The 21,826-nt window shown below is 31.4% G+C and carries 20 protein-coding genes; 12 read left to right on the top strand and 8 right to left on the bottom strand.

The annotated features are described in order from the left end of the window. The first annotated feature begins 55 nt into the window (after positions 1-55). The 8 genes from panC (at position 56) to HUE53_RS08855 (ending at position 9,197) form a co-directional block, all read left to right on the top strand. Complete coding sequence (gene panC, locus HUE53_RS08890; protein ID WP_077225477.1) at positions 56-904, top strand: pantoate--beta-alanine ligase; 849 nt, start codon at positions 56-58, stop codon at positions 902-904. A 14-nt stretch (positions 905-918) separates the two neighbouring features. Continuing rightward, the gene (gene panD / locus HUE53_RS08885) at positions 919-1,269 is read left to right on the top strand and encodes an aspartate 1-decarboxylase (RefSeq protein WP_014166729.1); all 351 of its coding nucleotides are present in this window, start codon (positions 919-921) and stop codon (positions 1,267-1,269) included. Further along, positions 1,244-2,233 carry a lysylphosphatidylglycerol synthase transmembrane domain-containing protein gene (locus tag HUE53_RS08880; protein ID WP_014166728.1) on the top strand — a complete coding sequence of 330 codons (990 nt, stop codon included), beginning with the start codon at positions 1,244-1,246 and terminating at the stop codon, positions 2,231-2,233. The genes panD and HUE53_RS08880 overlap by 26 nt, the downstream gene beginning before the upstream one ends. A gap of 139 nt (positions 2,234-2,372) precedes the next feature. Then, positions 2,373-3,638, top strand: a complete 1,266-nt coding sequence (locus HUE53_RS08875) for an alpha/beta hydrolase (protein WP_014166727.1) — start codon at positions 2,373-2,375, stop codon at positions 3,636-3,638. 6 nt (positions 3,639-3,644) lie between these two features. Beyond that, complete coding sequence (gene radA, locus HUE53_RS08870; protein WP_014166726.1) at positions 3,645-5,006, top strand: DNA repair protein RadA; 1,362 nt, start codon at positions 3,645-3,647, stop codon at positions 5,004-5,006. An 11-nt stretch (positions 5,007-5,017) separates the two neighbouring features. Continuing rightward, complete coding sequence (locus HUE53_RS08865) at positions 5,018-5,533, top strand: hypothetical protein (RefSeq protein WP_065213804.1); 516 nt, start codon at positions 5,018-5,020, stop codon at positions 5,531-5,533. Positions 5,534-5,541: 8 nt separating this feature from the next. Further along, positions 5,542-7,509, top strand: a complete 1,968-nt coding sequence (locus HUE53_RS08860; RefSeq protein ID WP_065213805.1) for a transglycosylase domain-containing protein — start codon at positions 5,542-5,544, stop codon at positions 7,507-7,509. Between the two features lie 65 nt (positions 7,510-7,574). Beyond that, a complete protein-coding gene (locus HUE53_RS08855) occupies positions 7,575-9,197 on the top strand; it encodes a DUF4139 domain-containing protein (RefSeq protein ID WP_014166723.1) in 1,623 nt (540 codons plus the stop codon). Between the two features lie 124 nt (positions 9,198-9,321). Here HUE53_RS08855 and HUE53_RS08850 read toward each other — a convergent pair whose 3' ends face one another. The 3 genes from HUE53_RS08850 to HUE53_RS08840 form a co-directional block, all read right to left on the bottom strand. Beyond that, on the bottom strand, positions 9,322-10,356 hold the full coding sequence (locus tag HUE53_RS08850; RefSeq protein WP_014166722.1) for an aldo/keto reductase: 1,035 nt from the start codon (positions 10,354-10,356) through the stop codon (positions 9,322-9,324). A 94-nt stretch (positions 10,357-10,450) separates the two neighbouring features. After that, positions 10,451-11,419, bottom strand: coding sequence for an OmpA family protein (locus HUE53_RS08845; RefSeq protein ID WP_014166721.1), 969 nt, complete (start codon positions 11,417-11,419; stop codon positions 10,451-10,453). Positions 11,420-11,440: 21 nt separating this feature from the next. Then, positions 11,441-12,199: an exodeoxyribonuclease III gene (locus HUE53_RS08840; protein WP_065213806.1), complete on the bottom strand. Its 759-nt coding sequence runs from the start codon at positions 12,197-12,199 to the stop codon at positions 11,441-11,443. 254 nt (positions 12,200-12,453) lie between these two features. On the opposite strand from HUE53_RS08840, the gene HUE53_RS08835 reads away from it, so the two are divergent. From HUE53_RS08835 to HUE53_RS08825, 3 genes are all read left to right on the top strand, one after another. Beyond that, positions 12,454-14,265: a GNAT family N-acyltransferase gene (locus HUE53_RS08835; RefSeq protein ID WP_065213807.1), complete on the top strand. Its 1,812-nt coding sequence runs from the start codon at positions 12,454-12,456 to the stop codon at positions 14,263-14,265. 93 nt (positions 14,266-14,358) lie between these two features. Next, positions 14,359-14,781, top strand: coding sequence for a hypothetical protein (locus HUE53_RS08830; protein ID WP_014166718.1), 423 nt, complete (start codon positions 14,359-14,361; stop codon positions 14,779-14,781). A gap of 70 nt (positions 14,782-14,851) precedes the next feature. Beyond that, entirely contained in the window at positions 14,852-15,352 is a 501-nt protein-coding gene (locus HUE53_RS08825) for a septal ring lytic transglycosylase RlpA family protein (RefSeq protein WP_014166717.1), read from the top strand. Here HUE53_RS08825 and HUE53_RS08820 read toward each other — a convergent pair. Further along, a complete protein-coding gene (locus HUE53_RS08820) occupies positions 15,349-15,828 on the bottom strand; it encodes a CYTH domain-containing protein (protein ID WP_014166716.1) in 480 nt (159 codons plus the stop codon). The genes HUE53_RS08825 and HUE53_RS08820 overlap by 4 nt on opposite strands. 84 nt (positions 15,829-15,912) lie before the next feature. On the opposite strand from HUE53_RS08820, the gene dinB reads away from it, so the two are divergent. Further along, entirely contained in the window at positions 15,913-16,989 is a 1,077-nt protein-coding gene (gene dinB, locus HUE53_RS08815; RefSeq protein WP_014166715.1) for a DNA polymerase IV, read from the top strand. A 12-nt stretch (positions 16,990-17,001) separates the two neighbouring features. Here dinB and pyk read toward each other — a convergent pair whose 3' ends face one another. From pyk to bioD, 4 genes are all read right to left on the bottom strand, one after another. After that, complete coding sequence (pyk, locus tag HUE53_RS08810) at positions 17,002-18,435, bottom strand: pyruvate kinase (protein ID WP_065213808.1); 1,434 nt, start codon at positions 18,433-18,435, stop codon at positions 17,002-17,004. Positions 18,436-18,437: 2 nt separating this feature from the next. Continuing rightward, the gene (locus HUE53_RS08805; protein ID WP_014166713.1) at positions 18,438-18,923 is read right to left on the bottom strand and encodes an IPExxxVDY family protein; all 486 of its coding nucleotides are present in this window, start codon (positions 18,921-18,923) and stop codon (positions 18,438-18,440) included. An 819-nt stretch (positions 18,924-19,742) separates the two neighbouring features. Beyond that, positions 19,743-21,014, bottom strand: a complete 1,272-nt coding sequence (bioA, locus tag HUE53_RS08800) for an adenosylmethionine--8-amino-7-oxononanoate transaminase (protein ID WP_014166711.1) — start codon at positions 21,012-21,014, stop codon at positions 19,743-19,745. A gap of 55 nt (positions 21,015-21,069) precedes the next feature. Continuing rightward, complete coding sequence (gene bioD / locus HUE53_RS08795) at positions 21,070-21,687, bottom strand: dethiobiotin synthase (RefSeq protein WP_014166710.1); 618 nt, start codon at positions 21,685-21,687, stop codon at positions 21,070-21,072. Positions 21,688-21,826: the final 139 nt, after the last annotated feature.

Below are 21,826 nucleotides of genomic sequence, written 5' to 3'. Positions count from 1 at the left end.
TTTTACGGAGATAACGACTAAAATAGTAATTTTGCACTTATTTTAAGAATTTTATATGCCTTTATTTACCCAAAAAAGCGAATTAAAAAGACATTTAGATACTTTTTTAGATCCAAAAAAGACAATTGGTTTTGTTCCTACTATGGGAGCTTTACACCAAGGACACTTGTCGTTAATAGAAGAAGCTTTAACAGATAACGATCTTGCAGTTGTGAGTATTTTCGTAAATCCAACCCAATTTAACAACCAGGAAGATCTTGACAAATATCCACGAACGCTAGAAGAGGACTTAAGCAAAATTAACACTGTTCATTCTAACGTTATAGTTTATGCCCCAAATATTGAGGATATATATGAAGGCAATACGGTATCAACTCATTTTGAGTATGATGGCTTAGAGTTTGAAATGGAAGGCAAGCACAGGCCTGGTCATTTTGACGGTGTTGGGACTATTGTCAAAAAATTATTTGAAATCATCAATCCTACAAATGCTTATTTTGGAGAAAAAGATTTCCAACAATTACAAATTGTTAAAAAATTAGTCAAAAACTACAACATTCCTGTCAACATTGTGGGTTGTGCTATTTATCGAGAAGCGAATGGACTGGCAATGAGTTCAAGAAATCAGCGTTTATCTCCACAACAAAAAACAGAAGCCTCCTTTATTTTTAAAACGCTAACTACTGTCAAAAACAATTTCCATAATCAATCCCCTGAAAGTTTAACAAAATGGGTTCAAGAGGAATTTTCAAAACAATCCTTATTTGATTTAGAATACTTTGAAATAGCAGAAGAAGAAACTTTAAAAACCTGCACAGAAAAATTACCGAACAAGATTTATCGCGCTTTTATAGCTGTTTTTGTAAACAATATACGTTTAATTGATAACATTTCATTAAAATAATATAATTTTGTACCATGCGAATTGAAGTTGTAAAATCAAAAATCCACCGAGTTAAAGTAACGGGTGCCGATTTGAATTATATCGGAAGTATAACTATTGACGAAGTCTTAATGGAAGCCGCAAATATTTTTGAAGGTGAAAAAGTATCTATTGTTAATGTTAACAATGGAGAACGCTTAGAAACTTATGCCATCAAAGGCCCTAAAAACAGTGGTGAAATTACATTAAATGGTCCTGCTGCACGCAAAGTACACCAAGGAGATATTATTATTATTATTTCGTATGGAAGCATAGAAATCAGTGAAGCCAAAAACTTCAAACCTTCTATTGTATTCCCTAATGAAGAAAACAATTCATTACAATAACGTGAGTAGTAAGTTACGCTCTTACGCCAGTTTGATTATTCCATTACTATTAGGTGCTGGACTGACTTACTATACGTATAATTCTTTTACAGAAAGGCAAATTGCTCAAATGAAATTGTATTTTACCACAGCCAACTATAGCTTTGTTACAATTTCTTTATTTATTGCCATTTTAGGCTGCCTATTCAGAGCTTATCGGTGGAAATATGCACTACAAGAAATAGGCGTACAACCCAATTTTAAGCTTAATTTCTTAGCTGTTTGTATAGGCTATTTTGTAAATTTAACAATACCACGATCTGGCGAATTTTCTAGAGCACTACTGCTAAAAAAATACCAAGATGTTCCTTTTGACAAAGCTTTTGGAACGATCATAGCAGAACGAATTGTTGATCTAATTTTTCTTTTATTATTTGTATTTAGTGCCTTAGTACTAGAAATAGATACGCTAAAAAGTTTTTTGCTCACCTATATTCCTATAGAAAAACTAATCCTACTTTTAATTATCGGTTTAATAGCAGGAATAAGTTTTATACTTATTTATAGCTTTTCTAATTGGAAGTATATCCTACTTTTTAAGTCAAAAATAGCAGGTTTAAAAGAAGGGATTTTCAGTTTATTATATATGCCTAATAAATGGAATTACTTGTTTTTTACATTCTTAATATGGTTTTCGTACGTATTAATGTTTTATATCACAGTATTTGCACTAGAAGCGACTAGCTCTATTAATTTTGGAACGATACTTGTGGCTTTTGTCATAGGAGGATTAACTATGTCATTTACCAACGGAGGATTTGGCTTTTTCCCCGTTTTAATAGCAAAAATTTTAGTATTGTATAAAATTCCTATAGAAGCAGGAAACGCTTTTGGGTGGATTGTTTGGACCTCTCAGCTTTTAATTACAATTCTTTTGGGTATCTTTTCATTTTCTGTTTTACCAATCGTTACTAAAAAAAAATAATTTAGTAACTTGCTTCACCAACTTAATAGATATTTACTATAAGATCTAGCCACCAATATCTATTTACATAAGTAAATAGAAAGATTTAATTAAACAAGGTTCCTATAGATGATTCTATTATAAATAAACTCACACATATATGAAAAATTTTATATGGGCACTTGCCTTCTTTTGCTCGTTATCTTTGTTTTCTCAAACAACTGTAGACCATTTTTTTTCAACAAAACTTAACACAAAAAGAGACATTATAGTTAAACTACCTGCTTCTTACGGATCTAATCCAAAACGCACTTATCCTATGATATTAGTCCTTGATGCTGAGTTTTTATTTACTTCTTTTGAAAGTACTTTACAATATGGTAATTATTGGGATGATCTACCAGAAGTAATATTAGTTGGAATTAATCAAAACAAAAACAATGAACGTTATGATGATTCACAATTTGATCCAGCAGAAGGTTTACCAACAAAGAAGGGTGCTGATTTTTTTGAATTTATAGGCACTGAACTTTTACCTCATTTAGAAAAAAAATACCGATTAGCCCCTTTTCGTATAATTGCAGGTATGGATGTTACTGCTGGTTTTTTAAATGCATTTTTATATAAAGAAAACCCTTTGTTCGACGGTTATATTTCTATAAGTCCTGAACTTGCAAACGGAATGGAAGGAATCGTAGCACAAAGACTATCAGAAACTAAAAAACCTCTTTTTTACTATCAAGCTACTTCTGATGGGGACTTGAAAAAATTTCAAAAAAACATTAAAATATTAGATCAAAACATACAAACCATCAAAAATGACTTCTTAAATTATAAGTTTGATGACTTCAAAAAATTAGCTCATTACGGAATAGCTCCTAATGCTGTCCCAAGTGCTCTTTATCAATTTTTTGAAATATACCAACCTATTACCGCTATGGAATATCAAGATAAAATCAGTCCTTTAAAAGAAGGTTTTGTAGATTATCTTAACAAAAAATATGAGGCAATAGAAAAATCATTAGGACTAAAAACGAACATACGTTTTAACGATATGAGGGCTATTGAAACCGCTATTAAGAAAAATGAAGCTTGGTATGAATACGAACTTTTGGCTCAGATTTCAGGTCAACAATATGAAAAAACTATGTTGTATGAGTACCACATGGGGATGTATTGGGAAAAAAGAGGGGAAATAAAAAAAGCCTTAAAATTTTATCAAGATTCTTTTAATAAAACAGAGATTGGAGACATTACCAAGGACTTCATGATGAATAAAGCGGAAGAACTTAAAACTAAACTTCCTAAAAAGAATAAAATGAAAGGGGGTAAAGCAAAAGATCAAAAAACAGAAGAAAACATTTTAGAAACGCCTTCTGAAACCTCAACAGAACCACTAAAAGAAGAAAATAAAAAAGAGAATTAATACCCAATGGCCAAAATAAAAACCTCTTTTTTTTGTCAAAGCTGCGGCAGTCAGTTTGCTAAATGGCAAGGACAGTGTACCTCTTGTAAAGAATGGAATACTCTAGTTGAAGAAATAGTTCAAAAAGAAGAAAAAGTGACTTGGAAAACCGAGTCTCCTACTCATAAAAGAGCTCCAAAGCCCCTTTTAGTTCATGAAATTGATTCTACGGAAGAAATCCGAATGAACACAACTGATGGAGAATTAAACCGCGTTTTAGGTGGCGGATTAGTTCCAGGTTCACTAACCTTATTAGGAGGTGAACCTGGCATTGGAAAGAGTACTTTATTGCTTCAAATATCTCTTAAGTTACCTTATAAAACGCTATATGTTTCAGGTGAAGAAAGCCAGAAACAAATAAAAATGCGAGCAGAACGAATTACTACCAAAAATGATAACTGTTATATATTAACAGAAACCAAAACTCAAAACATTTTTAGACAAATTGAAACGATTGAACCCGATGTGGTTATAATAGATTCCATACAAACTTTACAAACGGATTATATAGAATCCTCAGCAGGCAGTATTTCTCAAATTAAAGAATGTACGGCAGAGCTTATTAAATTTGCTAAAGAAACCAATACCCCTGTCATTCTAATTGGTCATATAACAAAGGATGGCACCATTGCAGGACCAAAGATCTTAGAACACATGGTAGATACCGTATTGCAGTTTGAAGGAGATCGAAATCATATTTATCGCATTTTACGATCGCTCAAAAACCGTTTTGGTTCTACATCCGAATTGGGTATTTATGAAATGCTTGGATCAGGACTTAGAGAGGTTAGTAATCCTTCTGAAATACTAATATCTCATAAGGATGAAGAATTATCAGGCACCGCTATAGCCACAACCATGGAAGGTATGCGCCCTCTAATGATTGAAATACAAGCACTCGTTTCTACAGCCGTATATGGAACACCTCAAAGAAGCACTACGGGTTATAATGCCAAAAGACTCAATATGATACTTGCTGTTTTAGAAAAAAGAGCAGGCTTCCGATTAGGGTCTAAAGACGTTTTTTTAAATATTACAGGCGGGATTACAGTAGATGATCCAGCCATTGACCTAGCAGTTGTGGCCGCCATACTTTCTTCTAACGAAGATATTCCCGTAGGAAAAGATATGTGTTTTGCAGGCGAAGTAGGATTATCAGGAGAAATACGCCCCGTTAATAGAATTGATCAACGAATACAAGAAGCGGAAAAACTTGGTTTTTCAACCATATTTGTATCTAAATATAGCAAAATATCATTGAAAAATCATCAAATAACAGTAAAACTAGTTGCCAAAATTGAAGATGTAATCAGTGAATTATTTGGATAAACAAAAAACCTATGAAATCATTGAGTGAAATCCTCCAAACTGTACAAACTTATCATGAATTAGGCGAAACTATAGCTGCTGCCGAATACGTTATTAAAACATTTGATATTATACATCCTAATTTTGGAGGATTTGAGCTCAGAGAGAAAGCAGCTCCTAAATTTATATTAATGACAACAGAAGGTGAATTTGGAAAACCTCAAAAAATACGCATTCCTGAAAATACTTTTGAATTTGAATTCAAACTTATGCTCAATCTGATAACACATGAAATGATACATGTAGGGCAAAAAGCCCCCCATAACTTAGTCTGGGATAAAAACGAAAGAGAATGGCAAGCCTATTATGAAATGATTTTTCACAAAACCTACCCCCAAATACCCAGTCCAGCAAACAACCAACAACTTTTTTTTGCCAACAAAGCAATAGAATATTATAACCGTATGGAAAAAGAAGGCTCTCTTCAAAAAAAATATGCAGCACAAAAAAAAGAAATAGAAAATTTTATAGCTTCATTACCCCAATAACTTGATTTATGAAAACAAAAAAACAATGGCTATTTTTATTTATTAAAATATTACCTGTTCTACTTATCCTGTTCATAGGAATCCTGTATTTTTTCCGTGATACCTTATTAGAACAAGCTATTCTAAAAACTCAAAACAAACTCAAAACGGATTATGAAACAACTTTTCAAATAGGTAAAGCTTCTTTTACAGGTACCTCTAGCGTTATCTTAGAAGATATTCAAATACTTCCTTTGAATAAAGACACTTTAGTATCTGTTAAAAAGATTGAAACGGAAATCAGTCTTTTTAAAATTATCACAGGAGATTTACAACTCCAAAATTTAAAAATTGAAAAAGGTTTTATTCAGTTAGTAAAAAACGAAAAAGGAACCAATTTTAGTGCCTTTCTAAAAAAAGACAAATCGGAAGAAACAAATACTGGAAAGCGAAATTATGCACAACTTGCTAATCGTATTTTAACCAAAATACTAAATCTTATCCCTACTCAAATGCGTTTACAAAATTTAGCCCTTCGCATACAAGATATGGATAAAAAGCTAACTTTTCAAATGCAGGATCTTTCTTTAGAAGGTGAAAAACTAAACACTCAAATACAAATTACAACAGATCATTTTTCTCAAAAATGGAATCTACAAGGATATGCTAATGCTCGCAAAAAACAAATGGATTTATTAATTCAATCAGCCGATACAACTCAAATAACACTTCCTTATTTACAGGAAAAGTGGGGAGTCAAAACAGGTTTTGATAAAATTCGATTAAAAGTGGATCAAATTGATATGAATTTTGGAGAATTAACCATTAATGGATTAGCCTCTATAAACAACCTAACCATTAATCATCCTAAAATAGCCTCTAAAGATGTAGTTGTTAAAGAAGCTGAGTTTGATTATCAATTTGTATTAGGAAGTAATTTTATTTCACTCAGTCAAAACTCGTTAGCCAGACTTAATAAAATAAAGGTAAAGCCTTATTTAGAGTACAATACAGCCGAAGATACACTTTATAAACTCAAATTAGATTTAGAAAAAATCAAAGCCCAAGACTTTATCACCTCACTACCTACTGGTCTATTTAGCCATTTTGAAGGAATGCAAGCCCATGGTGACTTTGATTATCATTTAAACTTTCAAGTAAATAGTAATAAACCACATCAATTAATTTTTGATAGTAAATTAAATAAAAACAACCTGCAAATTCTAAAGTATGGACAGGCTAATTTAGAAAAATTAAATTCTGAATTTGAATACAGAGCGATTGAAAATGGAGTCCCTCAACGCCCCATTTGGATAGGGAATACGAATCCTCACTACACCCCTTTTGATTCTATTCCTTCTTATCTAAAAAATGCTGTCTTAACAAGTGAAGATCCCTCTTTTTTTAGACACCGAGGATTTATTACTGAAGCTTTTAAACAATCTATTACTAAGAATATACGTACTAAACGTTTTGCAAGAGGTGCCAGTACGATAAGTATGCAATTAGTAAAAAATGTTTTTTTAACTCGCGAAAAAACATTATCTCGAAAATTAGAAGAAATATTATTAGTTTATATTTTAGAGAACAATCAAATTACTTCTAAACAAAGAATGCTAGAAGTCTATTTTAATATCATAGAATGGGGACCTAATATTTATGGAGTAAGTGAGGCAGCCGAATTTTATTTTCAGAAAAAGCCGCAACAGTTAAGCTTAAACGAGTGTTTGTTTCTAGCTTCTATAGTTCCTAAACCTAAAAAGTTTATGTATCAATTTAATGAAATGGGAAAACAAAAATCAGGTACTGAAAAACATCAAAGATTCATAAAAAATCTAATGTTAAAAAGAGGTTTAATCACTCCTGATGATACCATTGGGCAATCCGTTCCTATATATATATCAGGAAAAGCAAGAAATTTATTACGTATTAAAATACCAAAAGACACAACTCGTTTGGATAGTTTGACAATTATTGAAAAAAAGATTTTTCAATAGTTTTTTATTTAATTTTCAAGCTTTTGCACTAAATTGTACTCTTATAAAGTATAAACTTTCATATTATGCAAAAGATTCTTATAAAATTCATTTTATTGACCTCTGTTTTTGCTTGGGCACAAAATCCTATTTTTACCCAAGCAAAAACAAAAGAAGCAACGGTTTATTTCAATTCAGCTGAAATAATACAACAAGCTAATATTCCTTTAACCAATGGTACTCATGAGGTCGTGGTTAAAAACGTAGCGAATTATTTAAATGAAAATTCAATTCAAATAAGCACCCCATCTCACGTTACGATTCTATCTATACAATTTACTAATGATTATATTTCGGAGTACGATACAAACGAAAGTTCTCCTGAAATAAAAAGAGTAAAAGATAGTATCTCATTACTCAAAAAAGAGCTAAATAAAGTAACAAATATTCGAGTTTCAGAACAAAAAACAATTGAGCTTTTAGATAAAAACCAACAAGTTTTTGGTCAAAATTCAGGTTTGAGTGTTCTAGAACTTTCCAAAATGGTTGAGTATTACAAATTAAAACGAACCGAAACTAGTAACACCATTAATATTCTTGAAGAAAGAGAAAAAAAGTTACTCGAACGATTGAATCATTTGAATACTAAACTTGAAACCAACAATTTAAAAAACGAAAAAACCACAACAGGTAAATTGGTTTTACAACTTATGAATACTTCAGCGGGAAATATTCCTCTAGAAATTTCATATATAACACCCAATGCTAGTTGGATTCCTTTTTATGATCTTCGTACAGAAAATATAAAAGATAATATTAACTTGATTTACAAAGCACAAGTTTATCAAAGTACTGGACTTGATTGGAAAAAAATAAAACTCACATTATCTTCTGGAAATCCCAATCAAAATAATCAGGCTCCGATCCTAAATAGCTGGTTTCTTACCTATGGATATCCTAGTTATGGATCCCAACAAAAAAAAGGAGTCATGAATCAATTACAAAGTCGAGTAGCTGGGGGGCAAATAAATACAATAGAAGCGGAATCAGCTCTAGCCGCTCCTTCTTCTATAAGCAATTACACAAATATTGTAGAAAATCAATTACAGACTTCTTTTGAAATAGACATTCCGTATGACATTTTATCTAATGGTAAAGCTCATAGTGTTTCGCTAAAAGATTTTAAAATACCTGCTTCGTTTAAATACTATGCTGCACCAAAAATAGAAAAAGAAGCCTTTTTAATGGCTGAAATAAAAGATTATACAAAATACAACCTGTTAGCAGGCGAGGCAAATATTATTTTCGAAGGTTTATATGTCGGAAAAACTTTTATTAATCCGAATCAAACATCAGATACACTTAACCTAAGTATGGGACGAGACAAAAAGGTATCTATTAAAAGAGAAAAAGTAATGGATCTATCAGGTGTACGCTTTTTATCTTCTAAAAAAGAACAAACATTTACCTATGATATTGTCATTAAAAACAATAAAAAAGAAACTATTTACATGCTTCTAAAAGATCAATACCCTCTTTCAACTGACAAAGAAATAGAAATTGAACTTACAGAAAAAAATGGAGCAAAAGTAAATCCAGAAACAGGAATTTTAACATGGGATCTTCAATTAAAACCTAACGAAATTCAAAAAATACGAATACGTTATATTGTTAAATATCCTAAAGATAAGATAATAAGTAATTTATAATTTTGTAAAAAGGCTATCCCAAATACTATAACGCTTTTATTGAGTCAAAAAAATAGAATAAATCTTTTTTAATTGATACTTTAAATACTTTTTTGGGATAGCCTTAATGATTTATACACCCTTTTTATGGTGCTGGATTAGGATGTAATTCTTGTATTTTATTAACCTCTTTTATTACCTCATCAGTAAGTCGAACCTCAAAAGCATTGATATTCTCTTCTAATTGATCTAATGAAGTTGCTCCTATTATGGTAGAAGTTACAAAAGGTTGATGATGTACAAAGGCTATAGATAACTCTGTTAAAGTAAGTCCTAAGCTATGGGCCAATTCTTGGTATTTAGGGGTTACCTTATAACAGTTTTCGTTAGTATAACGAATAAAGTTAGGAAATTTTCCCATCCTTGAATCGGCAGGAGTCCCATCTAAATATTTACCTGTAAGGAATCCAAAGGCTAATGGTGAATAAGCTAGTAAAGCTAAATTTTCACGCATACAAATTTCTGAAAGTCCTACTTCAAAAAGCCTATTTAATAAGGAATAAGGATTTTGTATACTGGCTATTCTAGGCAAATTATGTTTTTCTGCTTCTATAAGATAACGCATAACTCCCCAAGGGTTTTCATTAGAAACACCTATGCTTCTAATTTTTCCCTCTTTTATCAAACCATCAAAAATGGTTAATATCTCAAAAATAGAGTCTTTCCATTGGTCATCAATTTCGGTCATACCTCTTTTACCAAACATATTCATAACTCTTTCTGGCCAGTGCATTTGGTAAAGGTCTATATAATCTGTTTGCAAATTTTTTAAGCTTAAATCAACTGCTTCATGCAAACTTTTTTTTGAAAAATCTAATGGTTGACGAATATAATCTAACCCTCTGTTAGGCCCTGCAATCTTAGTTGCTAAAATAACTTGATCACGCTTCCCTTTTTTTTTGAACCAACTTCCAATATAACGTTCTGTATTGCCAAATAGCTGTGCATTTCCTCCTATTGGGTACATTTCGGCAGTATCAAAAAAATTAATTCCTCTTTCAAAAGCATAATCCATTTGAATATGTGCCTCTGATTCTGAATTTTGATTCCCAAAAGTCATTGTTCCTAAACAAATATCACTCACTTCTAATTCAGTGTGAGGCAATTTGATATATTTCATCTATGAAATTTTTAATTTATTTAACCTAAAAGGTGTGTTATAAAATTTAAAAGGTTATCTTTTTAATAAAAATAACCTTTATTCAAAGTTTTAGTTACAACTCGTCTAATGCTTTTGTCAACTCATCTAACTTAGGAGTCAAGATGATTTCAATACGACGATTTTTAGCTTTACCCTCTGTCGATTCATTTGACACTAATGGACTGTATTCACTACGTCCAGCAGCTGTTAAGTTTTCTTTTTTAATCTTTGGATTAGCCGATAATAAATTTACGATAGCTGTAGCGCGTTTGGTAGATAAATCCCAGTTGTTTTCAACTCCTCCTCCTAATGTTCCTGTTATTTTATCATTATCAGTATGTCCTTCTATTAAGATTGAAATATCTGGATTATCAGCTAAAACTTTTGAGACTAAATCAACTGCTTTTTTACCGTCTGTTCCTACTGTCCAGCTTCCTGATTCAAATAATAATTTATTTTCCATAGAAACATAGACTTTTCCGTCTTTTTGATGAATCACGAGTCCTTTACCTTCAAAAGCTTTTAAAGATTTAGCTAATGTTTCTCTTAATTTTTTCATAGAAGCTTCTTTAGCTGCTACTAAATTTTCAAGTTCTGTTACACGATCTGAACGATCCTTAAATTCTTTACTTAATTTATCCAAACGGGCTTTTTCAGCAGCAAGGGCTTTTTCTTTTGCTTCTAATTGTGCTAATAATTCTCGGTTTTTGTCCATATTTGCTTTCAAAGCATCATCGCTATTTTTTTCTAAAGCATTATACGAATTTTGTAGCGTAGCCAAATTATTGGAAGTAGCACTATAATCAGCTGCTAACTTATCACGTTCTGCTTTTATTTTTTCCAGTTCAGACTTTACTTTTGCTAAATCTAGATTGGCCTGACTTTTACCAGATTTAAGTAACTCATTTTCATCGGCTAAAGCATTGCGTTCTTTTTTTAGTTCAGCAAACTTATTTTCTAAATCAGTATATATTTTCTTGGAAACACAAGAGGAAGTACTTAAGGCTAACAAAAGTAATCCTATAGAAGTTCTTTTTATCATAATTTAAAACATTTGGGGTTATTAAAATTCTACACACACGGGGCAATGATCAGAATGTTTCGCTTCTGGCAAAATATAGGCTCTTTTCATTTTATTTTGCAAGGGTTCATGCACCAAGCAATAATCAATTCGCCAGCCTTTATTATTAGCACGTGCATTGGCACGATAACTCCACCAGCTGTAATGATGCGGATCCGTATTAAAAAAACGGAAACTATCTATAAATCCTGATTTTATAAATTTATCCAACCATGCTCGTTCTTCAGGTAAAAAACCAGAAACTTTTGCATTTCTTATCGGATCATGTATGTCAATGGCTTCATGACAAATATTATAATCACCACAAATTATAAGATTGGGTACTTCTTTTTTTAGCTGATTTATATAGTTATAAAAATCATCCATATACATAAACTTGTGTTCTAATCTATCTATATTAGTGCCCGAAGGTAAATATAGGCTCATAACAGAACAATCATCAAAATCCAATCTTAGATTTCGTCCTTCCTTATCCATGTGTTCGATACCCGTTCCGTACACAACTTTTTTAGGTTCTATTTTAGAAAGAATAGCCACTCCGCTATATCCTTTTTTTTCTGCAGGAAAATAATATTGATACGGATAACCTGCTAATTCAATGTCCATCACGGGTATTTGATCTTGAGTAGCTTTTATTTCTTGCAAACAAATAACATCAGGATTTGCTGCTTGTAGCCACTCTAAAAAACCTTTTGTAATGGCGGCACGAATACCATTTACGTTGTATGATATAACTTTCATCAAAACGAATTAATAAATTAAACCTAAACGACTGATTATAAATACTATTAATGTAATTAGCTATAGTATAATTGATTTTTTCAAAAGTATAGAATATTTTAGGAGTCTCGCCTTTTTTTTTAAACAATTAACAAACATTTGAATATCAAACAAATCAGAGGATATTTAATAAAAAAATAAATGATTCATTGTTAAACCATTACATATTATATGACTTTTGCTATATTTGCAACTTGCATTAATCGTAAATATAAATGGGTTTAGTCACTGCCAAAGAAGTTGCCAAAGCAATTAAAACTGATAATTATGGTCCTATTGGGACCTTTTCGGGTTGGTTGTTAATGAAAGCACTTCAGATATCAACATTAAATAAAATTTATGACAGGAATAAACATCTATCGGATGTTGAGTTCTTGAATGCAATTTTGGATGAATTCCAAATTAAGTTTGAGATTCCTGAAGAGGATCTAAAAAGACTACCTAAAGGAGGCTCTTATATCACCATTTCTAACCACCCATTAGGCGGTATAGATGGTATATTACTTCTAAAATTAATGCTTGAACGCGAGCCTAATTTTAAAATCATCGCTAATTTCTTATTACATCGTATAGAGCCATTAAAACCGTATATCATGCCTGTGAATCCTTTTGAAAACCATAAGGATGCTAAATCAAGTGTAATTGGTTTAAAAGAAACTTTTCGTCATTTAAGCGATGGAAAACCTTTGGGTATGTTTCCTGCTGGTGAAGTTTCTACTTACAAAGATGGAAAACTCATAGTAGACAAAGAATGGGAAGAAGGAGCTATTAAAGTTATTAGAAAAGCACAAGTTCCTGTGGTACCTATTTATTTTCATGCTAAAAACAGTAAATTATTTTATTTCTTATCGAAACTAAGTAGCACTTTACGAACTGCAAAACTTCCTTCCGAACTACTTACTCAAAAAGATCGTGTAATAAAAGTTCGTATAGGAAAACCAATTTCAGTAGCAGAACAAAATGAATATACAACTTTAGAAGACTATACGGATTTTTTACGCAAAAAAACATATATGTTAGCGAATGCTTTTGCCGAAGAAAAAAAGCTTTTTGAAGCACCTATTCTAAAACCTACTTCAAAACCCGCAAAAGCAATTGTAACAGGAGCTAATCAAGAAAAAATGATTGAAGAAGTAGCCAAACTTAGAAAAAAAGAGGCTCGATTGCTCCAAAGTAAAAATTATGAAGTATTCTTAACAGAAGCTAGTGAAATCCCTAATATCTTACATGAAATAGGTCGTTTACGAGAAATTACCTTTAGAGCCGTTGGTGAAGGCACTAACGAATCCATTGACTTAGACGAGTTTGACAACTACTACCACCACATGTTTTTATGGGATGATGATACCAAACAAATTGCAGGTGCTTACCGTATGGGATTAGGATCTAGGATTTTTGCTAAATACGGAATAAACGGTTTCTATTTACAAAACCTTTTCCGTTTTGAACCCGAACTGTACGATATGATGAGCAAATCCATCGAAATGGGTCGTGCCTTTATATGTAGTGAATATCAGCAAAAACCAATGCCTTTATTCTTATTATGGAAAGGTATTGTACACACTACACTAAGACATCCTGAACATAAGTTCTTAATAGGTGGAGTAAGTATTAGTAATCAGTTTTCAGAATTTTCAAAATCATTAATGATTGAATTCATGAAATCTAATTTTTACGATCCTTATATTGCTCAATATATTCATCCTAAAAAAGAATACAAGGTAAAATTAAAAGATGCTGATAAGGATTTTGTATTTAACGAAGCAGAATCTGATTTGAATAAATTTGATAAAATCATAGACGAAGTAGAACCTGGTAATTTACGTTTACCTGTTCTAATCAAAAAATACATCAAACAAAATGCTCGAGTAGTTGCCTTTAATGTAGATCCTTTGTTCAACAATGCTATTGATGGACTAATGTACATCCGAATTGCTGACTTACCAGAAAGTACTGTAAAACCAGTAATGGAAGAATTTCAAGCAGAATTAGAAAGAAAATTGAATGATGAACTACAATCTAAATAAGATTGTAGTTCTTTTCACACAAAACACAAACACTCACTATATTTTTCTATTTATCATTTTTTATTTATATTTGTTTAAACCAAAACATTTAAAATGCACAATTTCATACAAAAATTTCACTCAGGATGGGCTTATGTAGCCTTAGCTTTATTAGTTTTTGCTATTATTAATAGTTTTTTAGGTAATTCCTCTAATAGAGAATTTACAGCTAAAGACAGAAAAATTGCTTTATTTGGTTTAATTGGTACCCATATTCAATTTTTAGTAGGAATTATTTTATACTTTGTTTCTCCAATGGGGTTATCAGGTTTTAATATGAAAGAAGCTGCTTTAAGACTTACTTCTATGGAGCATCCTTTAATAAATCTAATTGCTATAGCATGTGTAACCATTGGATGGTCAAAACATAAAAAAATGGAAACAAGTCATGATAAATTCAAAAAAATAGCTATTTTATACAGTATTGGACTTATCCTAATTCTATCTCGTATACCATGGTCATCTTGGTTATCATAAAAAAACAGTAAGCCCTTTTAATGGGCTTATTTTTTTATACTATTACACAAAATGATTAAAAGAAAAAATTATGATCAACCGTATTTTAATGGGTGTTTCTACACTACTAGCTATACTTTTAACATCAAAATTTTCATTTAAAAAATTTGATTCAAACAGTTTTGAACCTATTAAAATCATTCCTGACACGATCAAAAAAGATTCTTTATCCCCTATTTTAGACAGTTTATCCGTAGAGGAAGGGCTTTACAATTACAAGCTTTACAAAAGCAAAGGACACGCCTCTTATTATGCCAATCGTTTTAACGGGAGGAGAACCGCTAGTGGCGAGCGTTTTTACAATCACAAATTAACTGCTGCCCACCGCAAACTACCATTTGGAACAAGAGTTAGGGTAACTAATTTAAAAAATGGTCGCAAAATAATCGTAAAGATAAATGACCGTGGTCCTCATATTCGCAATCGTGAAATAGACCTATCTCACAAAGCCTTTCATCATTTAGCTAAAGGAAAAGGAGGAGGAGAAATGCCTGTAAAAATTGAAATAGCTCTAAGAAAAGAAAAAAATTAAACTTTTATATCCCATTCGTTATAAGGGTGTCTGCTTAAATAGGCATTGTAAAAACGCATATCTGAGGTAACTTCTAAACCTAGCCATGAGGGCCTATCAAAAAACTCATTTTCTGTCTGCAGCTCTATTTCTGCTAAAAAAAGGCCTTGATTTAAACCTAAAAAAACATCTACTTCAAAGAGGTGTTTTCCAAAAGGAACTTCATAACGTATTTTTTCAACAATTCCCTTTTCACAAAGAGGCAAAAGCAGTTCAGCTTCGTTCAAAGAAATTTCTTTTTCCCATTCTAGTCTAGAAGTTCCAGTGGCATTACTAGCTCCTTTTATGGTAATATATCCTTTTTCGTCTTTTATTCGTACCCTAACTGTCCGCTCAGGAACTGAACTCAAATAACCTTGTACAATTCTATTATTAGACTTGCTTTCTTCCAAAAATTGATTATTTGTAACTAAAAATTTACGTTCTATCTCAATCATAAGATTTTTTTAAATACCCTAACGAAGATACTCTAAGTTTTTTAAATCGATTAACTTTTGATAAAACATTAGTAATTTTGCAATATGGAAAGCCCTATTCGCAAAATAATTCATATAGACATGGATGCCTTTTATGCGTCTGTTGAACAAATGGATCATCCTGAACTAATAGGCCTCCCTATAGCTGTGGGAGGCAGTGAAATTAGAGGCGTTGTATCCGCTGCTAGTTATGAAGCTAGAAAATTTGGCGTACGAAGTGCTATGACTGGCATACAAGCTAAACGCTTATGTCCTGAGTTAATTTTTGTAAAACCTCGTTTTGAGCGATATAGAGAGATTTCTCTGAAAATTAGAAAAATATTTTATGAGTATACTGATCTAGTAGAACCTCTATCTTTAGATGAGGCTTATTTAGATGTAACTCAAAACAAAAAAAACAATCCTAGCGCAACTCTTATAGCTTCTGAAATCAGACAACGTATAGTAGATGAAGTTGGTTTGACCGCTTCAGCAGGGATTTCTATCAATAAATTTGTAGCTAAAATAGCATCTGATTACAACAAACCAAATGGTCAAAAAACGATTCACCCCGATGATGTAACTCTTTTTTTGGAAAGTTTAGATATTAAAAAATTTTATGGTATTGGAAAGGTAACTACCGAAAAGATGTATCAATTAGGAATTTATACGGGTCAAGATCTAAAATCTAAAACAATAGAATATCTAGAGGAACATTTTGGAAAAAGTGGTACTCATTATTATCATCTGGTTAGAGGAATTTCTAACAGTCCTGTAAAACCCAATCGAGCCTCTAAATCTGTTGCAGCAGAACACACTTTTTATACCAATTTAACCTCTGAAATTTTTATGGAGGAAAAATTAGAACGTATTGCTGATGAATTAGCTAAAAGACTCCAAAAACATAAATTATCGGGTAAAACCGTAACACTTAAAATAAAATATTCTGATTTTAGCCAGCAAACAAGAAGTAAAACGCTTCCTTATTTTGTTGCCGATAGAAATGTATTGTTAGAGGTAGCTAAAGAACTTCTTTATCAAGATCGTATGAAAGATTCTGTTCGTTTATTAGGTATTTCTCTCTCTAATTTAAATACAGAAATAAAAAAAACCGTAGTGGTTCAACTACGGTTTGAATTTTAATATTTTTTATTCCTATTCTATTTCAGAAATTCTCAATGTATTTACCATTCCTTTTGCTACAACAGGCATGGCTGCTAAGTTTACCAAAATATCTCCTGGGCTTACAAATCCTTTTTCTACAGCTATTTTATTAATATCATCTATTGTATCATCTGTACTTACAAATTTATCATACATAAAAGCACGAACTCCCCACAATAAGTTTAACTGTGTTAAGATACGAGGATTGGATGTAAACACTAAAACATGGGCATTAGGTCTCCATGCAGAAACCTGAAAGGCTGTATAACCACTATTCGTTAGTGTCGTAATAGCTTTAGCCCCTATGTCACCAGCCAAAATAGCCGCGTGATAACAAATATGTTTTGTTACAAAGCGATTGGTTTTTACTTGCGGTTGTTTTTGAGGCACATGAATTAGTGGTGAATCTTCGACAGCCTCAATAATTTGTGTCATTTTTTCAATTACTTGTATTGGATAATTCCCTACTGAGGTTTCACCTGATAGCATCACTGCATCTGCCCCATCCATTACTGAATTAGCAACATCATTTACCTCAGCACGAGTGGGTGTAAGACTGGTAATCATGGTTTCCATCATTTGAGTTGCTACAATGACAGGAATGCGAGCCAATTTGGCGCGGTTAATTAATTTTTTTTGAATTAATGGAACTTCATGTGCTGGCATTTCTACCCCTAAATCCCCACGAGCTACCATAAAACCATCACAATGAGCCACTAACTTATCTAGGTTTTCAATTGCTTCTGGTTTTTCTATCTTGGCAATAACAGGAATCTTATGATCCGAATGTTGTTCTATTAATTCCTTAAGATCTTTAAGATCTTCTGGCGTTCGTACAAAAGATAATGCAATCCAATCTACTTTACTTTCAATTGCAAATAAAGCATCGCGAATATCTTTTTCGGTAAGAGCGGGCAATGATACTTTAGTATTGGGTAAATTAACTCCTTTTTTAGATTTTAATGGTCCTCCTTGAATGACCTTACAAACAACCCTGCTCGTCTCAACATTGCTTGACACCGCTTCAAAAATCAGTTTTCCATCATCTAATAAAATACGTTCTCCTGGGTTCACATCTTTAGGAAATGATTTATAGGTCATATATATATTATCAGGAGTTCCTGGTACATCTTCTACGGTTTGAAAAGTAACTAAATCTCCTTCATTTACTACTACATCTTCCTTCATTACTCCTACACGTAATTTAGGCCCTTGTAAATCAGCTAATATGGCGGTTGTATAGCCATACTCTTCGTTTAATTCTCGAATAATACGAATACGCTCTGCAACATCTGCATAGTCCGCATGGGAAAAATTGATACGAAATACATCAGCACCAGCATCCATCATCTTTTTAATCATTTCTTTAGAACTACAGGCTGGGCCTAGAGTTGCTACTATCTTTGTTTTTTTTTGTGTACGCATTCTTAAAATATCAAATTATTTTTAGATTTAATTTCATTTGGGTTTACTTCATAAACTGTAGAAATCAAATCAATTTTATTCAACTTATAAATTATTTCTCTTAACTCTATTTGTTCATCATGTTCTATTTTTAATACAAAGTCCACTTTCTTTAAATCGGTTACCAAATTTACTTGAGTTGTAATACTATTTTCTTGAAACAATGAATTTCCGATATTTGAAGAAGGAAATTCTATTTCTTGTTTATTTTGTATTAAATCCCACGTCATCATTGCTTCATCGTCTTCGTATGTGAATCTTGAAAAAGTAGCTAGTTGTTTATTGATTTCAACTGGAATTTCATTATTATTTTTAGAAAGTAAAATCCCTAAATTTTGATTGATCTTATATGCCAATCGATAATCTTCTAAAGTAGTATGAATAGCAAGTAGATCATAATCTACTTGATCAAAATCCCCAAGATGAATTTGATGTTTAAGTTTAGTCATACTATTCAACATTAAAAACAAAGGTAAATCTTTTTTAAAAAAGCATTAATATTTATCTTTAAAAATAATCGACAAAAGACAAATTAGAGGAGACAAAATACACTTTTTGTGTTTTAATTATCTACTTATATTCTGCTTTTTATTAGTAGTAATTTATAAATCTGTTTTTTAACCGTTTCATTCTTTTCTAAGTTTTACGTCGATTGTTCAAAACTATATTTATGTTATTTAACCTATTATAATTTTGATTTAAAAACAAATTCCTGTGTGATTGTTTTTCTAATTTTAAATTTTCTGAAATTGCAAGTCAGCTATAATTCTATTTATTCTTTTTGTAAAGAACAAACAATAAAAGTCTTTTTTGTTTTTATTTAAAGCCTTTTACAGAAAGTAAAATTCGCTTTAACTCTATGTCTTATGCTAAATTTACAACTTTTTTTAAAACTAAATTCATTTATAATCCTTTTTATGATAAGTTTATAACTTTTTTAACGAATACCTTTCGTTTTTCTTTCTTAAAAATATATTTAAAGCCTATTTTAACCCAAATATGCGTTATACCCTTTGTAGATAAAGAAGAAAAGGGCAAAGAAGGTAAAATATACGGATTTTTTATCGCAGCTATAGTTTTACATTGAGAACTAAAAATTGAGTTTTTTTTAGATTCAAAGTCGTTTTTATCTGTAATAAATTTCTAATGCGTAATCTGGGTTTAAAAATTATCAATGTTCTTCCTAAAAACTTTCTTTTTATTTATTTTTATCAGATTCTATCTACTAAAGAGAATACCACAGATCAAACAAACGTCTATTAGAGTAACTAAAGGGTTGATAGTGCTTCTTCAATTGTGTCGTATATTTTTTTTAACTGTTGATCTGTTATGATATAAGGAGGCAAAATATAAACGACATTTCCGACAGGACGGAGTATAATTCCTTTGTCTATAAAAAAGTTATATAACTTATTACGAATACCTCCGTAATATGAAATTTCTTCATTTGTTCCAATTTCTAAAGCAAAAATCACTCCTATTACTCGAGAAGTTTTAACCTTTGGATGCGAATTAATTTTTGTTTGAAAACTTAAATGTTGATGATGAATTCTATCAATATTTTTTTGTGTTTCGTCTTTCTGTAGTAATTCAATACTAGCTAAAGCTGCCGCACAACCTGTTGGATTAGCTGTAAAAGTATGTCCGTGAAAAAAAGCATGATTAACCGATTCGTTTTTAAAACCATTAAAAACAAAATCGGTAAAAGAAGTAATGGCCATAGGAATCGTGCCTCCTGTTAAGGCTTTGGATAAGCACATCATGTCTGGATTTTGTTTTAGATAGTTACAAGCAAAAAGTCGTCCCGTTTTACCAAATCCAGTCATTACTTCATCGGCTATGGTAAAAACCGAATGAAATTTACAAATAGCAATCAACTCATCTAAAACAGTTGGCTCATACATTACCATACCTGCTGCCCCTAAAACTAAAGGCTCAAAAATAAATGCGGCTACTTGATTTTCTTTTAAGGCTTTTTGAAGCGCTTCTTTTGATGTTTCTTCTTTTCCTTTTATTGGAACAGGAATTCGGATAACGTTGATTAATGAATCTTGAAAAGCTTCTGTAAACAAACCAATTCCACTTACTGCCATGGCTCCAAAGGTATCTCCATGAAAAGCCTCTTCAAAAGCTATGATTGTATCTTTTTTTATTCCTTTATTAAAAAAGTATTGAAATGAAGCTTTTATAGCTACCTCAACAGCTGTTGATCCATTATCTGAATAAAAGAATTTTTTTTGGTTAGATGGTAATATTTCAACTAATTTTTCTGCTAGTTCTACTGCTCTATTATGTGTAAAACCGCCAAATAAAACGTGTTCTAAAGTAGTTAACTGATTATAAATAGCTTGTGCAATAAATTCATTTGAATGGCCAAAAGGATTTACCCACCATGAGGCAATAGCATCTACATATTCTTTGTTTTTTTCATCCCATAATAAAGCTCCTTTCCCTCTAACGATAGCAGGTAGGATACCCGTTGTTTGATGTTGTGTATAAGGATGCCAATTGTATAATTGGTCTTTTTCAGATAAGGTCATAAAACTGTTTTTTTAACTAAAGGGAATTGAGTATTTATTAATTTTTTCAAAGGTTTTAAAGTTCCAACAGGTTTTCTCTAAATTTATCAGCATAATACGAGATCACGTTTTCGTCAAAATAAGGTTCGTTATCTATACGTCCTATACTTTTTATCCCTGATTTATTAAGAATGATACTTTCTGTTGAAGTATTTTCATCGCCTGAAAAAATAATTCCTGCAACTTTTATCTTTCTATTTCTAAGCAATTCTAAAGTCAGCAGGGTATGATTAATACTTCCTAGATAGTGTCTAGAAACGACTACTACTTTATAATCGGGTTGGATAAGATCTATGACACAGTCTGTTTCGTTTAAGGGAACTAAAATTCCTCCAGCTCCTTCAATTACTAAATGATTATTAGTTATAGGCTCTACAACTTTTTTTAAATCTATCGTAAGATTGTCGATTGTTGCCGCAAGATGTGGACTCGCGGGGGTATTTAATGCGTAAGCATTAGGATGAATGGTTAGTTTGGTATTTTTTACTCTTGTTTTTATTTTATGGCTATCTGAGTTTTCTAAATCTCCTGCTTGAATAGGTTTCCAATAATCTGCTTCTAAAGCCTCTGTAATAATGGCTGATGCAATTGTTTTACCTACATCTGTTCCTATACCTGTAACAAAAATTTTCATTGTATACGATTCTAAATTTTCTACAAAAATAAGGAAAAGAGCTCTTTTTAGTTTCTTTTACTCTTATTCTTTATAGTTTTCAATAGGATTAAGAAATTAAGAAAAATTTATACAGTGTTTTGTAGAATGTCTTTAAAAT

It is taken from the genome of Flavobacterium columnare (assembly GCF_014844295.1).
Taxonomy (GTDB): Bacteria; Bacteroidota; Bacteroidia; order Flavobacteriales; family Flavobacteriaceae; genus Flavobacterium; species Flavobacterium columnare.
The sequence above is the reverse complement of the archived record's forward strand: the minus strand, read 5'-3'. Positions and strand labels throughout refer to the sequence as shown.

Bases quoted from the DNA above. Each gene is read 5' to 3' on its own strand.
- panC (WP_077225477.1), top strand. From the start codon at position 56: ATGCCTTTATTTACCCAAAAAAGCGAATTAAAAAGACATTTAGATACT.
- panD (WP_014166729.1), top strand. From the start codon at position 919: ATGCGAATTGAAGTTGTAAAATCAAAAATCCACCGAGTTAAAGTAACG.
- HUE53_RS08880 (WP_014166728.1), top strand. From the start codon at position 1,244: ATGAAGAAAACAATTCATTACAATAACGTGAGTAGTAAGTTACGCTCT.
- HUE53_RS08875 (WP_014166727.1), top strand. From the start codon at position 2,373: ATGAAAAATTTTATATGGGCACTTGCCTTCTTTTGCTCGTTATCTTTG.
- radA (WP_014166726.1), top strand. From the start codon at position 3,645: ATGGCCAAAATAAAAACCTCTTTTTTTTGTCAAAGCTGCGGCAGTCAG.
- HUE53_RS08865 (WP_065213804.1), top strand. From the start codon at position 5,018: ATGAAATCATTGAGTGAAATCCTCCAAACTGTACAAACTTATCATGAA.
- HUE53_RS08860 (WP_065213805.1), top strand. From the start codon at position 5,542: ATGAAAACAAAAAAACAATGGCTATTTTTATTTATTAAAATATTACCT.
- HUE53_RS08855 (WP_014166723.1), top strand. From the start codon at position 7,575: ATGCAAAAGATTCTTATAAAATTCATTTTATTGACCTCTGTTTTTGCT.
- HUE53_RS08850 (WP_014166722.1), bottom strand. From the start codon at position 10,356: ATGAAATATATCAAATTGCCTCACACTGAATTAGAAGTGAGTGATATT.
- HUE53_RS08845 (WP_014166721.1), bottom strand. From the start codon at position 11,419: ATGATAAAAAGAACTTCTATAGGATTACTTTTGTTAGCCTTAAGTACT.
- HUE53_RS08840 (WP_065213806.1), bottom strand. From the start codon at position 12,199: ATGAAAGTTATATCATACAACGTAAATGGTATTCGTGCCGCCATTACA.
- HUE53_RS08835 (WP_065213807.1), top strand. From the start codon at position 12,454: ATGGGTTTAGTCACTGCCAAAGAAGTTGCCAAAGCAATTAAAACTGAT.
- HUE53_RS08830 (WP_014166718.1), top strand. From the start codon at position 14,359: ATGCACAATTTCATACAAAAATTTCACTCAGGATGGGCTTATGTAGCC.
- HUE53_RS08825 (WP_014166717.1), top strand. From the start codon at position 14,852: ATGATCAACCGTATTTTAATGGGTGTTTCTACACTACTAGCTATACTT.
- HUE53_RS08820 (WP_014166716.1), bottom strand. From the start codon at position 15,828: ATGATTGAGATAGAACGTAAATTTTTAGTTACAAATAATCAATTTTTG.
- dinB (WP_014166715.1), top strand. From the start codon at position 15,913: ATGGAAAGCCCTATTCGCAAAATAATTCATATAGACATGGATGCCTTT.
- pyk (WP_065213808.1), bottom strand. From the start codon at position 18,435: ATGCGTACACAAAAAAAAACAAAGATAGTAGCAACTCTAGGCCCAGCC.
- HUE53_RS08805 (WP_014166713.1), bottom strand. From the start codon at position 18,923: ATGACTAAACTTAAACATCAAATTCATCTTGGGGATTTTGATCAAGTA.
- bioA (WP_014166711.1), bottom strand. From the start codon at position 21,014: ATGACCTTATCTGAAAAAGACCAATTATACAATTGGCATCCTTATACA.
- bioD (WP_014166710.1), bottom strand. From the start codon at position 21,687: ATGAAAATTTTTGTTACAGGTATAGGAACAGATGTAGGTAAAACAATT.